This window comes from Chitiniphilus shinanonensis DSM 23277, assembly GCF_000374805.1.
Lineage (GTDB): Bacteria > Pseudomonadota > Gammaproteobacteria > Burkholderiales > Chitinibacteraceae > Chitiniphilus > Chitiniphilus shinanonensis.
Map to the genome: position 1 here is coordinate 152,135 of NZ_KB895338.1, position 13,745 is coordinate 165,879.

General features: G+C 68.5%; 17 protein-coding genes. 1 reads left to right on the forward strand and 16 read right to left on the reverse strand.

Annotated elements, in window-relative coordinates; all coding sequences use genetic code 11:
- Position 1: 1 nt before the first annotated feature.
- From C556_RS0106730 to C556_RS0106790, 13 genes are all read right to left on the reverse strand, one after another.
- Entirely contained in the window at positions 2 to 997 is a 996-nt protein-coding gene (locus C556_RS0106730) for a hypothetical protein (RefSeq protein WP_018747473.1), read from the reverse strand.
- Between the two features lie 86 nt (positions 998 to 1,083).
- On the reverse strand, positions 1,084 to 1,680 hold the full coding sequence (scpB, locus tag C556_RS0106735; RefSeq protein ID WP_018747474.1) for an SMC-Scp complex subunit ScpB: 597 nt from the start codon (positions 1,678 to 1,680) through the stop codon (positions 1,084 to 1,086).
- A complete protein-coding gene (locus tag C556_RS0106740; protein ID WP_018747475.1) occupies positions 1,677 to 2,516 on the reverse strand; it encodes a segregation and condensation protein A in 840 nt (279 codons plus the stop codon). The genes scpB and C556_RS0106740 overlap by 4 nt, the downstream gene beginning before the upstream one ends.
- Positions 2,513 to 2,872, reverse strand: coding sequence for a hypothetical protein (locus C556_RS19660; RefSeq protein ID WP_018747476.1), 360 nt, complete (start codon positions 2,870 to 2,872; stop codon positions 2,513 to 2,515). The genes C556_RS0106740 and C556_RS19660 overlap by 4 nt, the downstream gene beginning before the upstream one ends.
- A 63-nt stretch (positions 2,873 to 2,935) precedes the next feature.
- Positions 2,936 to 3,439: a GNAT family N-acetyltransferase gene (locus C556_RS0106750; RefSeq protein ID WP_018747477.1), complete on the reverse strand. Its 504-nt coding sequence runs from the start codon at positions 3,437 to 3,439 to the stop codon at positions 2,936 to 2,938.
- Positions 3,440 to 3,500: 61 nt separating this feature from the next.
- A complete protein-coding gene (locus C556_RS0106755; RefSeq protein WP_040430633.1) occupies positions 3,501 to 4,703 on the reverse strand; it encodes a tryptophan--tRNA ligase in 1,203 nt (400 codons plus the stop codon).
- 40 nt (positions 4,704 to 4,743) lie between these two features.
- Positions 4,744 to 5,385: a site-2 protease family protein gene (locus tag C556_RS0106760; protein ID WP_018747479.1), complete on the reverse strand. Its 642-nt coding sequence runs from the start codon at positions 5,383 to 5,385 to the stop codon at positions 4,744 to 4,746.
- Between the two features lie 37 nt (positions 5,386 to 5,422).
- Positions 5,423 to 6,046 carry an L-threonylcarbamoyladenylate synthase gene (locus tag C556_RS0106765; protein WP_018747480.1) on the reverse strand — a complete coding sequence of 208 codons (624 nt, stop codon included), beginning with the start codon at positions 6,044 to 6,046 and terminating at the stop codon, positions 5,423 to 5,425.
- A 103-nt stretch (positions 6,047 to 6,149) separates the two neighbouring features.
- Entirely contained in the window at positions 6,150 to 6,683 is a 534-nt protein-coding gene (locus tag C556_RS0106770; RefSeq protein WP_018747481.1) for a dihydrofolate reductase family protein, read from the reverse strand.
- Positions 6,680 to 7,522, reverse strand: coding sequence for a 3',5'-nucleoside bisphosphate phosphatase (locus C556_RS0106775; protein WP_018747482.1), 843 nt, complete (start codon positions 7,520 to 7,522; stop codon positions 6,680 to 6,682). The genes C556_RS0106770 and C556_RS0106775 overlap by 4 nt, the downstream gene beginning before the upstream one ends.
- Complete coding sequence (locus C556_RS0106780) at positions 7,519 to 7,803, reverse strand: SemiSWEET transporter (protein ID WP_018747483.1); 285 nt, start codon at positions 7,801 to 7,803, stop codon at positions 7,519 to 7,521. The genes C556_RS0106775 and C556_RS0106780 overlap by 4 nt, the downstream gene beginning before the upstream one ends.
- 120 nt (positions 7,804 to 7,923) lie before the next feature.
- On the reverse strand, positions 7,924 to 8,802 hold the full coding sequence (gene cysM / locus C556_RS0106785; RefSeq protein WP_018747484.1) for a cysteine synthase CysM: 879 nt from the start codon (positions 8,800 to 8,802) through the stop codon (positions 7,924 to 7,926).
- A gap of 36 nt (positions 8,803 to 8,838) precedes the next feature.
- Complete coding sequence (locus tag C556_RS0106790; RefSeq protein WP_018747485.1) at positions 8,839 to 9,498, reverse strand: HAD-IA family hydrolase; 660 nt, start codon at positions 9,496 to 9,498, stop codon at positions 8,839 to 8,841.
- A gap of 334 nt (positions 9,499 to 9,832) precedes the next feature.
- Here C556_RS0106790 and C556_RS19665 point away from each other — a divergent pair, with 334 nt between their 5' ends.
- Positions 9,833 to 10,756, forward strand: coding sequence for an AraC family transcriptional regulator (locus tag C556_RS19665; protein WP_040430636.1), 924 nt, complete (start codon positions 9,833 to 9,835; stop codon positions 10,754 to 10,756).
- Positions 10,757 to 10,823: 67 nt separating this feature from the next.
- On the opposite strand, the gene C556_RS0106800 is transcribed toward C556_RS19665, so the two are convergent.
- The 3 genes from C556_RS0106800 to rfaD form a co-directional block, all read right to left on the reverse strand.
- Complete coding sequence (locus tag C556_RS0106800) at positions 10,824 to 11,750, reverse strand: NADP-dependent oxidoreductase (RefSeq protein ID WP_018747487.1); 927 nt, start codon at positions 11,748 to 11,750, stop codon at positions 10,824 to 10,826.
- Between the two features lie 124 nt (positions 11,751 to 11,874).
- The gene (locus C556_RS19670) at positions 11,875 to 12,432 is read right to left on the reverse strand and encodes a hypothetical protein (protein WP_018747488.1); all 558 of its coding nucleotides are present in this window, start codon (positions 12,430 to 12,432) and stop codon (positions 11,875 to 11,877) included.
- Between the two features lie 143 nt (positions 12,433 to 12,575).
- Positions 12,576 to 13,577, reverse strand: coding sequence for an ADP-glyceromanno-heptose 6-epimerase (gene rfaD, locus C556_RS0106810; RefSeq protein WP_018747489.1), 1,002 nt, complete (start codon positions 13,575 to 13,577; stop codon positions 12,576 to 12,578).
- Positions 13,578 to 13,745 lie beyond the last annotated feature (168 nt).

Consider the following 13,745-nt stretch of genomic DNA (forward strand, 5'->3'; position numbering starts at 1 on the left):
CTCAACGGCTCCATGGCAGACGGGCGCCGCGCCAGAAGCGCCAGCGGGCGCCGGCGCCGGTTTCGACCGCCAGCCCCAGTTCGGGGAAGGTCAACGCCACTTCCTCCAGCTCGCCGCGCCGCAGCCGGGCCGCCAGCGGCGCGAACCAGTCGCGCTCCAGTGCCAGCCACGCCTCGCGCCAGGCGTAGGCGTCGCCGTAGCCGGCCGGGTCGGCCAGTTGGTCGAGCACCACCATGCCGGTGGCACTCAGCTCGTCGACCCCGGCCGGCGGCTCCACGCGGCCCTTGCCGGCGGCGGTGAGCGCGGCAACCAGCGGGTCGGCGGTGTAGACGGTGTCGGACGGCGCCTCCGGGGTGCTGGGCAACGGCGATTCGCCGCCGCCCCACAACCACAGGCTGTTGATCTGCGGCTGGCCGGCCTCGAAGCGGGCGTCGTTCACCGGGTGGGTGTACAGCAGCATCTGGATTTCGTTGAGCAGGCGATGCCATTGCAGCGCGTCGGCGCCGCGCGGCAGCGCCGGGTGGATGTCGCGGCCGATCACCGCGTGCAGCGGAGTGGTTTCCAGGCCGGGATCGCGCGGCAGACACAGGTACCAGCGGGTGGGCGTGGGCGCGATCAGGCGCAGGCCGTCCTCGGCCAGCAGGCGGTTGAGCGCTTCGACCAGCGCGGCGGCCTCGTCCGGGCGGATCGCCAGCGGTGCGGCGTCGCTGAGGGTGAGCTGGTCGCGATTGGCGCGCAGGTGCACCGGGTCGGCACGCAGCCAGTAGCCGGCTTCCTCGCCCGGCGCGTCCAGCGCCAGGGTCAGCGGGGCCACCGGCAGCGCGGGCAGGCCGTAGCGTTGCGCCAGCCAGCTGTGGAAATCGAGGGGAAGGTGTTTTTCGCGCGCGCCGCGGCCGATCAGCCAGGCCAGCGCGGGCAACGCCAGCCCGGCGACGACCTCGCGCTCGACGTCGCGCTCGGGCCAGGCGGCATGGGGGATGACGAGGTGGAGTTGCATCGCGCGAGTTTACCATGCGCCCCCCGGTGGGCCGCCCGCCATGCGGGGCTGTCGGCACGGTGGCGGTGCCGCAAAAACCGGGCGTTTCAGGCGTCGTTCGCCGGCTCCGGCACGGCGTCGGCCTGCGGCAGCACCAGGTTGCCCAGCTCGGCCAGCGGCGGCAGGTCGGACAGCCCGGACAATCCCAGGTCGTCGAGGAAGTGGCGGGTGGTGGCCAGCAGCTCCGGCCGGCCGGGGACTTCCTTGTGGCCGACCACGTCGATCCAGTCGCGCTCCTTCAGCGCTTGGATGATGGCGCTGGAGACGGTGACGCCGCGGATCTCCTCGATCTCGCCGCGGGTGACCGGCTGCTTGTAGGCGATGATCGCCAGCGTTTCCATCACCGCGCGCGAGTAGCGCGGCGGCTTGTCGGGGTTCAGCCGCTCCAGGTAGGGCTGCATCTCCAGCCGGGCGCGGAAACGCCAGCCGGACGCCAGCCGCACCAGCTCCACGCCGCGGCCGTTCCAGGCGTGGGCCAGCTCGTCCAGCAACTCGTTGAGCTGCGCCGCGCTCGGCGGCACGGCGAACAACTGCTTCAGCGTGGCCACCGGCAGCGGTTCGCTGGCGACCAGCAGCGCGGCCTCCAGCACCTTTTTCAGGTGGGCGCGCTCGGCCTCATCCAGGCGGGAATCCAGTTCGCTCATGCGCCCTGCTCCACCAGCGACCCTTCGCGCGCGGTGTCGGCGCCGGCCTGGCGCACGTAGATCGGCGCGTAGCCTTCGTCCTGGGTGACCACGATGTGCTTTTCCTTCACCAGCTCCAGCACCGCGATGAAGGTGACCACCAGCAGCGGCACGCCGCGCGCGGTATCGAACAAGGCCTCGAACGGCAGGTAGCGCCCGCCGGCCAACAGCCGCAGGATATGGCTCATCTGCTCGCGCACCGACAGCGCCTCCAGCTGCACCTTGTGGTGCTGCTGGCGCCGCGCCCGCGCCAGGATGCCCAGCCATGCCTGGCGCAGGTCGGCCGGGCTGACGTCGGGCAGGCGCACCACGGCCTCTTTCTCGAACAGCACCGCCACCAGTTGGAAGTCGCGCCCGGCCTGCGGCAGCCGATCCAGCTCGTAGGCGGCCAGCTTGATCTGCTCGTATTCCAGCAGGCGCCGCACCAGTTCGGCACGCGGGTCCAGCTCGTCGCCTTCGTCGCTGACGCTCGGCCGCGGCAGCAGCAGGCGCGACTTGATCTCGATGAGCATGGCGGCCATCAGCAGGTACTCGGCGGCCAGTTCCAGCCGCGACGCCTGCATGGCGTCGACGTACTGCATGTATTGCGCGGTGACCGCCGCCATCGGGATATCGAGGATGTCGATGTTCTGGCGCCGGATCAGGTACAGCAGCAGGTCGAGCGGGCCTTCGAACGATTCGAGCAGCACCCGCAGCGCGTCGGGCGGGATATAGAGGTCGTGCGGCAGCTCGGTGACCGGCTCGCCGAACAGGTGGGCGACGGCGTCGACCGCTCCGGCGTCGACCACGGCGTTCATGCGGTGTCGCCGTCCTGGCCCGGCAGGCGCAGGGGCTCGGGGCCGGGCGCGTCGGGCACCGCATCCAGCCGGGCCACCAGCAGCAACAGGCCCCAGGCCATCATCAGCAATGGCAGCAACACACTCCAGCCCCACTGGTACTGCTGGTTGGCGAACACGCCGCCACCGCCCAGGATCAGCAGCGGGCCGGTGACCACGGTGCGCTTGTTGCAGCCCTCGACCAGCAGCACGCCGATACCGGCGCACACCAGGCCGAACACCACGATCCAGCTCACCGCGGGCGCGACGTTCAGGCTGTTCACCAGCCAGCCGGCGCCGATCACGATCAGGGCGATGGGAAGCAGCGTATTGCGCAAGGGATGTCTCCTTGGGTCAGTCACGGCCCGGACGGGCAGCGGGAACGGGGCCGGCCGCGCGACTCACAGCGCGGCGAACTCGGGTGCGTAGGCGACGGCGCCGTTGCCGGCGGCCAACGCGCCGGGGATCAGCTCCAGCGCCATGAAGTACTCGTGCGGCACGTCGTAGGCGCACGACAGGCCGAAGCGGCTGGCGGGCACGAAGCCGAAGCGGCTGTAGTAGGCCGGGTCGCCCAGCACCACCACGGCGGCCACGCCGTCGTGCTGCAACTGGCGCAACGCCTCCCGCACCAGCAGGCTGCCGCGCCCCTGACCCTGCCACGCCGGATCGACGGCGATCGGCGCCAGGCCCAACACTTCGCCGTCGGCGCCGGGACACTCCACCGGCGAAAACAGCACATGGGCGACGATGTCGCCCGACTCGCCGATCCCCACCAGGGACAGCCGGACATGGCCGGCGTGGACCAGCGCCTCGATCAGGTCGGCCTCGGCGACCTGGCCGAACGCGGCGGCGGTGATGGCGTGGATGCGTGGCGCATCGCAATGGCTGGCGACCCGGATCAACATGTCGCCTCCCATCGGATGCGCATCGCGGGTCGGGGTTTGTCGTCGCCCTGCATGAAAACTCCTACTTGTAGTTGAGGCCCATGGCCTGGCGCACGTCGCGCATGGTCTCGCCCGCCAGCGTGCGGGCACGATCGCAGCCATCGGCGACGATGCGGCGCAGCAGCGCCGGGTCTTCCAGATAGCGCTGGGCGCGCTCGAACATGGGCTTCTGCTCGGCCAGCACACCATCGATCACCGGCTGCTTGCACTCGATGCAGCCGATGCCGGCGCTGGTACAGCCCTGCACCACCCAATCGCGGGTGGGCTGGTCGGAATAGACCTCGTGCAGCTTCCACACCGGACACTTCTCGGGGTTGCCCGGATCGGTGCGGCGCACCCGCGCCGGGTCGGTCGGCATCTGGCGGATCTTCTTGGTCACCGATTCGCTGTCCTCGCGCAGGCTGATGGTGTTGCCGTACGACTTGGACATCTTGGCGCCGTCCAGGCCGGGCATGCGCGATGCCTCGGTCAGCAGCGGCTTCGATTCGGGCAGGATCATCTTGCCGCCGCCTTCCAGGTAGCCGAACAGACGCTCGCGATCGGCGGCGCTCAGGTTCTGCACCTGGGCCAGCAGGTCGCGCGCGGCCAGCAGCGCCTCGGCGTCGCCTTCCTGCTGGTAGCGGGTGCGCAGCTGGGCGTACTGCTTGCCGGTCTTGCCCGGCATCTTCTTGATCGCCGCTTCGGCCAGTTCCTGGTAGTTCGGCTCCTTGCCGAACAGGTGGTTGAAGCGACGCGCGATCTCGCGGGTGATCTCGACATGCGGCACCTGGTCCTCGCCCACCGGCACCAGGTTGCCGCGGTACAGCAGGATGTCGGAGGTCATCAGCACCGGGTAGCCGAGGAAGCCGTAGGTGCCCAGGTCCTTGTGCGACAGCTTCTCGATCTGGTCCTTGTAGGTGGGCACGCGCTCCAGCCAGGACAGCGGCGTGACCATCGACAGCAGCAGGTGCAGCTCGGCGTGCTCCGGCACCTGGCTCTGGATGAAGATGATCGCCTGTTCCGGATCGACGCCGGCGGCCAGCCAGTCGACCAGCATGTCCCACACGCTGCGCTCGATGACGCTGACGTCGTCGTAGCTGGTGGTCAACGCGTGCAGGTCGGCCACCATGAACAGGCACGGGTATTCGCTTTGCAGGCGTACCCAGTTCTTGAGCACGCCGTGGTAGTGGCCGAGGTGCAGCTTGCCGGTGGGGCGCATGCCGGAGAGGATCCGATCTGGGAACATCCTTGAAAAATCCTTGTTATCTATATGATTTTGTTTGAATTTACACAAACAGAGACAGGAAACCGGTGACCAGCCCCATCAACGGCTGCATGATGCCGCCCAGCACCCCGGTTGCCAAGAGCACCACCAGGATGATCATGCCGTAGGGCTCGATGCGCGACACTGCCAGCGCGGCATCGCGCGGCAGACTGAACACCAGGATGCGCCCGCCGTCGAGGGGCGGGATCGGCAGCAGGTTCAACACCATCAGCACCACGTTGATGTTGATGCCGGCCTGCGCCATGTAGTACAGCGGCGCCTGGAAGTAGTTGCCCTCCAGGCTCAGCGCCAGCCGCAGCATCAGCACCCAGCCGATGGCCATCGCCAGATTGGCCAGCGGCCCGGCGGCGGCCACCCAGCGACCGTTGGCGCGCGGGTTGCGCAAGCCGCCGAAATTCACCGGCACCGGCTTGGCCCAGCCGAACAGAAAACCGCCGGGCAGCAGCAGGCACAGCAGCGGCAGCAGGATGGTGCCGATGGGATCGATGTGCTTGAGCGGGTTGAGCGTCATCCGCCCCATCAGGAAGGCGGTGGGGTCGCCGAAATGCTTGGCCGCGTAGGCGTGGGCGGCTTCGTGCAGGGTGATGGCGAACAGGACCGGCAAGGTCCAGATCGCGATCTGCTGGATCAGGTTGAATTCCATGGGGTCTCGTCGGGGTGGAATGGGCGCGCGCGGCGCGTCACAGGCCGAAGATGGCGGCGTCGCCCTTGCCCTGGCGCAGGATCGCCGGCCCGTCGCCGGACAGGTCGACCACGGTGGTGGGCTCCAGGCCGCAGAAGCCGCCTTCGATGACCAGGTCCACGTCGTGCTCCAGCCGGTCGCGGATCTCCCAGGCGTCGGTGAGCGGGTAATCCTCGCCCGGCAGCAGCAGCGTGCTGGACAGCAGCGGCTCGCCCAGTTCCTCCAGCAGCGCCAGTGCCACCGGGTGGTCGGGTACGCGCAGGCCGATGGTCTGCTTCTTGGGATGCCAGACCCGGCGCGGCACTTCCTTGGTCGCCAGCAGGATGAAGGTGTAACTGCCCGGCGTGGCCGCCTTCAACCGGCGGAACGCCTGGTTGTCCACCCGCGCATAGTTGCCCAGCTGCGACAGGTCGCGGCAGGCCAGCGTGAAGTGGTGGCGGTCGTCGAGTTGCCGCACCCGGCGGATGCGCTCGAGCGCGTCCTTGTTGTCCAGGCTGCAACCCAGCGCGTAACAGGAGTCGGTGGGATAAACCACCAGCCCGCCCTTGCGGATGATGTCGACCGCTTGTTTGACGAGGCGCAGCTGGGGGTTTTCGGGATGGATCGAGAAGAATTGGGACATGGCGACAGTTTACTACCCGGAAAGGGTCTGCAAGAAATGCCGCGTGCCCGCCGCTGTTGCGAACGGGTCGCCCCGGCCGGACCGGCGCCCGTGCCTGGCCGCTTCAGGCACGTCGCTGGTAATGCAGTTGCACCAGCCCGTCGGCATAGGCGCGGCTGGACAGCAGCTTGAGTCGGGTGGGCGGCACGCTGGCGAACAGGCTGATGCCGCTGCCGAGGATCACCGGCGCCAGGGTGAAGATGAATTCGTCGATCAGCCCGGCCTCCATCCACTCCTGCGCCACCCGCGCCCCACCGACCAGCCACACGTGGCGCAACCCACGCCCGGCCAGCGTCTGCAACAGTTCCTCGGGGGTGCAGGTCACGGCCTCGACGTCGGCCGGGGCCTGATCCAGCGGGCGGTGGGTGAACACGTAGCTGGGCTTGCCGGCATAGGGCCACTCGCCCATGTCCAGCACCTGGGTGTAGGTGGAGCGCCCCATCGCCAGCGCGTCGATGCCGGCGTAGAACTCGCCGTAGCCGTAGTCCTCGCCGTCCGGGGCGATCGGCGGCAGCCAGTCCAGGCCACCGTCGGGGCCGGCGATGTGGTTGTCCAGCGAGGTGGCGATATACAGCGTGACGCGCGGTCGTTCGGTCATGCGGCCTCCAGCCAGCGACTCCAGACCGGCTCGCAGCCCAGCGGCAGGTCGGGATTGAGTCCAGGATCGCGCGCGCCCTCGCCGGTGGCGTGGTAGTCGGTGCCGCTGGACGCCAGCAACCCGAACTCCTGCGCCAGGCGGCCGAAGCGCGCCACTTCATGCACCCCGTGCACGCCCGACACCACCTCGATGCCTTCGCCGCCCAGGCGGCGGAACTCGGTGAGCAGCACGCGCATGGTTTCGTTGCCGATCTCGTAGCGTGCCGGATGCGCCAGCACCGCCACGCCGCCCGCGCCGCGGATCCAGGCGATGGCGTCGTGCAGGCGCGCCCACTCGTGCTCGACGAAGCCGGGCTTGCCGCGCACCAGGTATTTCTTGAACACGCTTTTCACATCCTTGGCCAGGCCGCGCTCGACCAGATGCCGCGCAAAGTGCGCCCGGCTGATGATCTCGGGGTTGTCGGCATGGCGGCGCGCGCCTTCCAGCACATCGGGGATCCCGGCACGCGCCAGCGAATCGCTCATGGCCACGGCGCGCGCATCGCGTCCGGCGCGCACGCCGGCCAGCCCTTCGCGCAGGGTCTCGTTGGCCGCGTCGAAGCCCAGGCCGACGATGTGCAGCGTGTGCTTGCCCCAGCTGACCGACACCTCGACGCCATTGACGAAGCGCACGCCGTGCTGCGCGGCCTCGTCGGCCGCGTCGGCCAGGCCACCCAGCTCATCGTGGTCGGTCAGCGCCAGCAGGCGGCAGCCGCGCCCGGCCGCCAGTCGCACCACCTCGCGCGGTGGCAGCAGGCCGTCCGACACGGTGGAGTGGCAATGCAGGTCGACCGGCGTCATGTCGGCGAACCGGCGTGGCGGGCGCGCGCGTCGAAGCGCAGCTTCATCGCCAGCACCGAGCCGGCGAGCACCAGGGTGACGCTGTTGGCGACCACAACCGGCATGGCATGGGCCATCAGGCCGTAGGCCAGCCACAGCGCAATGCCGCTGACAAAGATGAGGTACATGCCCAGCGAGATGTCCCGTGCCGAGCGGGTGCGCCAGACCATCCATACCTGGGGCACGAATGCGAACGTGGTGCAGACGCCGGCGAACAGTCCGACGATGTCGACGATATCCATCCTGGCCTCCTTTAGAGCTGCCGACAAAACCCTCCTGGCTGCGTCGCGCGAACCCGTACTGTCTGCGTTTCGCGCTTCTTGCCAGGACCGCTTCGCTGGGTTTTGTCAGCCGCTGTTGTCTCAGACCGGGAACACCCCGGTCGACAGATAACGGTCGCCGCGATCGCAGACCACCGACACGATCACCGCGTTTTCCAGTTGCGCCGACAATTGCAGCGCCGCGACCAGCGCGCCGCCCGACGAGATGCCGGCGAAGATGCCCTCTTCCCGGGCCAGCCGCCGCGCCATCTCCTCGGCGTCGGGCTGTCCCACTTCCATGATCCGGTCGATCTTCGAAAAGTCGCAGATCGCCGGCACGTACTCGGCCGGCCACTTGCGGATGCCGGGGATCGCCGCGCCGTCGCGCGGCTGCACACCGACGATCTGGATCGCCGGGTTCGTTTCCTTCAGGTAGCGGCCGGTGCCCATGATGGTGCCGGTGGTACCCATCGACGACACGAAGTGGGTGATGCTCCCCGCGGTGTCGCGCCAGATCTCGGGCCCGGTGGTTTGGTAGTGCGCCAGCGGGTTGTCCGGGTTGGCGAACTGGTCGAGCACGATGCCCTTGCCTTCGGCGACCATGCTGTCGGCCAGATCGCGGGCGATCTCCATGCCGTCCACCAGGATCACCTCGGCGCCGTAGGCCTTCATGGTCTGCACCCGTTCCAGGCTGGAATTGCGCGGCATGATCAGCACCATGCGGTAGCCCATCATCGCCGCGGCCATCGCCAGCGCGATGCCGGTGTTGCCGCTGGTGGCCTCGATCAGGGTGTCGCCGGGGCGGATGGTGCCGCGCGCCTCGGCGTGGCGGATCATCGACAGCGCCGGCCGGTCCTTGACCGACCCCGCGGGGTTGTTGCCTTCGAGCTTGACCAGCACGACGTTGCTGGTGTCGCCGGGCAGCCGTTTCAGCCGCACCAGCGGGGTATTGCCGACAAAATCTTCGAGGTATTTGTACATGTTGGCGTATCCAGTGGGTCGCCGATTATACCCCGTTCACTCCACCTGACTGCCGGGCGGCAGGCGCAGCGACAGCCCTCCCCCGGCCGCCTCGACCCGCACCTCGCGGTAGTCGGCGATACGGCCGATCACCCCAGGCGCGGCCGGCACGTGATTGCCCACCAGCACCACGCGGCACCCGGCCGCCAGCGCCGCGGCCAGCCCGGCCGGCGCATCCTCGAACACGATGCAGTCCTTGGCCGGCACGCCCAGCCGCTCGGCCGCCAGCAGATACGGATCGGGCGCCGGCTTACCGTGCCGCACCACTTCGGCGGTGATCAGCACTTCGGGCAACGGCAGCCGGCAATAGTCGAAGCGCATCCGCGCCACCGGCAGCGCCGCCGAGGTGACGACCGCCCAGCGTTCTTGCGGCAGCCCGGCCAGCAGTTCCGCCGCGCCGTCCACCGGGCGCTGGCCTTCGGTGATGGTGGCCTCCAGCTCTTCCAGCCACGCGGTCTCCGTCACGGCGTCCAGGTGCGGCGCGACCAGCCGCACCGTGTCCTCGGTGCGGGTGCCGTGGCAGACGCGGATCACTTCCAGCAGATCGATGCCGTGGCGCTCGCACCAGACCCCCCAAAGGCTTTCCACGGCGCCGGTGGAATCGACGAGGGTGCCGTCCATGTCGAACAACAGGGCGGCGGCGAAATGTTCCTGCATAAGTGGCTCCAGTCCGTGTTCATTCTTGTATGGCCGATGAAGTGCTGTTTCCGGAAAAAGCGCTTGTCGGCACGCCTGTAGAGCGACTGACAAAACCCAGCGTAGCGGCCCTGGCAAGAAGCGCGAAACGTCCTGAAAGGCGGTCAACCGGACTTCCTTCGGTCGCACACGGTGCAAGGCGTACGGCAAGTTCAGCTCGGCGCCCCCCGCGCGACATCGCCAGGAAGGTTTTGTCAGTCGCTCTTACTCTAGCGCCCGCCGGGCTGGCCGATGTGCCCGGATGGATCATGTTTCTCTACAATTGGCTCAGATTTTGTTTTTCGGATTGATCCGAATGCTGACAAGAGAGCTGGTGGGGCGCACCTTCGGCCAGGATTGGCACTACATCGCGCTTGACGCGGAACGGGTGCCCTTCCTGTGGCACTACCACCCCGAATTCGAGCTGACCCTCACCCTGGGCGCCGAGGGCCTGCGCTATCTCGGCGGCGACGTGGCGCCGTTCGGCGAAGCCGACCTCGCCCTGGTCGGCCCCGGCCAGGCGCATACCTGGCACGCCACGCCGCGCTCCGACGGTGGCTTGCAGCGGGTGCAGGTGGTGTACTTCACCGAGGAATGGTTGCGCGGCCTGAGCAGCCACGGCCTGCCCGAACTGGCCGGCTTTCGCGCCTGGCTGGACAGCGCGCGCGACGGCGTGGTGTTCAGCCCGGCGTGCGTGGCGCAGGTGCTGCCGTTGTTCCAGCGTCTGCACACCAGCCGGGGCATGCTGCGGCTGGCCTGCCTGTTCGAGATCTTCGACGCGCTGGCGCGCGACGGCGCGGCGCGGCGACTGGGCGGCGGCCATGGCGAAGTACGGGAGGACCCTCGCCTGCGCGCCGCGCTCGATCATCTGCACGCGCATTACCGCGAGCCGGTCGCCATCGACGACGTGGCGCGCGTCGCCGCCACGAGCCCCGCCACGCTGAAACGCCTGTTCCGCGAAGGGCTGTTCAGCAGCGTGACCGAAGTGTTGCAGCAATTGCGCCTGGGCCATGCCTGCCACTTGCTGGTGAGCAGCGATCTGCCGATCCAGCTGGTGGCCGAGCACAGCGGCTTCGCCAACCCCGGCCACTTCTACCGCCTGTTCGCACGGCAGCGTGGCTGCACCCCGGCCGAATTCCGCCGCCGCCATCATCTGCGCGCCGCCCAGATCGCCAGCGAGCCATTCGACGCGCCGGCGCCGTCGCTGGATCTGCAACCCTGCGGCGGCCCGGCGCGCTGAGCGGACCGACCGAACGCGGCATTCGCCCCCACGCCGGAAGACCGCCGGAAAGGCTTCGCCGGCCGCGCTAAGGCAGCCCGACGTGCAGCACGATCTTGCCGCGCGCCCTGCCCGATTCGCTCAGCGCGTGCGCGGCCGCCACGTCGGCCAGCGCGAATTCGGCGCCGACCACCGGCCGCAGCACGCCGCGATCGACCAAGGCACCCAGCTCGCGCAGCACCGCCGCATCCGGCCCGATGAAGATGAAGGCGCCGCGACGGCCGTCGCGTGCTTCGGCGGGCGGGCTGACGATGGAAACCAGCAGTCCGCCCGGCTTCAGCGTCTGCCAGGAGCGTTCCTGCACCTCGCCACCCATCGTGTCGAACACCAGGTCCAGCTCGCCCACCGCCTGCTCGAACGACGTCGCGCGGTAGTCAATCACCTCGTCGGCCCCCAGGCTGAGCACCAGTTCGCGGTTGGCGGCGGACGCCGTGGCCACCACGTGGGCGCCGCGCCATTTGGCGAGCTGGATCGCCAGCGAGCCCACGCCACCGGCGCCGGCATGCACCAGCACCCGCTGGCCCGCCGTCACCCGCCCCTGGCCCACGATGGCTTCCCAGGCGGTGATGCCGGCCAGCGGCAGCGATGCCGCGGTGGCGTGCGCGATGGTCGCCGGCTTGGGCGCCAGCTCGCCCGCGCGCACCACGATGTATTCGGCGTAGCTGCCGTCGCGCGCGATGTCCGGCCGGCTGTAGACCGCATCGCCCACCTTGAAGCCGCTCGCCTGCGGCCCCAGCGCGGCCACCACGCCGGACAGATCCCAGCCCAGCGTCAATGGCAACGCATGCGGCAACATGGCCTTCAGATAGCCTTCGCGGATTTTCCAGTCCACCGGATTGACGCCGGCCGCGACCACCCGCACCAGCACGTCGTCGCCCGTCGGCGTGGGCATCGGCGCGTCCTCCAGCCGCAACACCTCGCGGCCGCCATATAGGTATATCCGTACTGCCTGCATGATTCCTCCTTGGAGCGGCCAACAAGGCCCTCCTGGCAGCGTCGCGCGGCGGGCAACCGGCAGAGCCCGGGCGGCCGCGCCATAAAAAAACGCCGACTTGCGTCGGCGTCGTTCATCGCAGCAGTTACTGTGCCGCTTGTTCCACCCACATGGCCAGCGCCTGCTTGTAGCGCACCTGCACCTGATCGCCGATCGCGATGTCGTTCAGACGCGCCGCGTCGCGCACCTGCATCTCCAGCACCCGGCCCTTGGGGCCGCGCAGCTTGACCAAGCCCTTGTCCTTGTTCACCGCCAGCACGTCGGCGGTGATGGTTTTGGTGGTTTCCCAGGTGGCGCCGGGCTTCTCGCCCTCGGCGTTGCGCCCCACGCCTTCCTCGGTCTTGATCTGCGCGGGCGCATTGCCGCCCTTGACCACGTCGAACGCCAGCGCGCGATCCAGCACCACCGCGGCAATGTCGCCTTCCTTGAGCTGGTCGAAGTTGCGCACCGCGGGCGACACCGCGAATTCGGCAGTCTCGCCGTCGGGCTGGCGCACGGTCAGCACGCGACGGTCGTGGTCGACGCTGACGATCTGGACCCGTACCTTCTCGCTCTTCTCGAACAGGAAGATGGGATCGTCGGCGGCCCACAGCGGCGCGGCCAGGCCAGCGGCGAGCAAGGTGGCGAGCAGGATTCGTTTCATCGGGTTCTCCGTTTGTAGGTCCAGTGGCTGGACGTACTACAAAGTAGCCGATCCTTCGAGGCAGGCAAGGTGGGGATTATGTGTAGCGCGCAAAATGAAACCGGCCCAGCGGGCCGGTTGCGCAACAGGCGACGCCGGGCGGATCAGCCCGCCAGCAAGGCATCCACGTAGCGCTGCACGCCTTCCTCCACCGAGTAGAACGGCGCGTCGTAGCCGGCCTCGCGCAGCAGCGTCAGGTCGGCCTCGGTGAAGCACTGGTACTTGCCGCGCAGCGCGTCGGGGAACTCGGTGTATTCCAGGATGCCCTGCGCCACCAGCTCGGCCAGACTCAGCGGCGGCAGACCGTCGTGGGCACGACAGGCGTTGACGGCGGCCACCGCCACGTCGTTGAACGGCTGGGCACGACCGGAGCCGACGTTGTAGATGCCGCAGACCTCGGGGTTGTCGAGGAACCACAGGTTGACCTTGACCACGTCCTCCACCGAGACGAAGTCGCGGGTGTGGCCGCCGGCCGGATAGCCGCCGTATTCGCCGAACAGCTTGACCTTGCCCGATTCGCGGTACTGGTTGAAATGATGGAACGCCACCGACGCCATGCGCCCCTTGTGCCATTCGCGCGGGCCGTAGACGTTGAAATAGCGGAAGCCGGCCACCTGGGCGGTGATCTGGCCGCTGTCGATGCGGCGGCGCAGCACCTGGTCGAACAACAGCTTGGAATAGCCGTACACGTTCAGCGGTGCCTCGCACTCCGGGTCTTCGTAAAAACCCTTGCCGCCCGCGCCGTAGGTGGCGGCGCTGGAGGCATAGAGGAACTGCACTTCCTCGGCCTGGCACCATTCGAACAACGCCAGGGTGTACTGGTAGTTGTTGTCCATCATGTACTTGCCGTTGTGCTCCATGGTGTCGGAGCACGCGCCCTGGTGCAGGATGGCGCTGACCTCGCCGTCGAAGCCACCGCTGGCCAGTTCCTCGATGAAGTCTTCCTTGTCCAGGTAGTGGGCGATCTGGCAGTCGGCCAGATTGCGGTACTTGTCGCCGCGGGTGAGGTTGTCGACCGCGACGATGTCGGTCTCGCCCCGGGCATTGAGCGCGCGCACGAGGTTGGAACCGATGAACCCGGCGGCGCCGGTGACGATGATGGTCATGGTGGGAAGCCTTGATGGATGACGGAAACGCGGGCGCGGTGGCACCGGAAAGGCCATCAGTATAACGGCGGGTGAGGTGTGAGGAGTGAGGTGTGAAGGGTAACGTCAAAAGCAACGACCTGGTTTTGACGTTGCCTTTACACCTCACACCTCACACCTCACACCTCA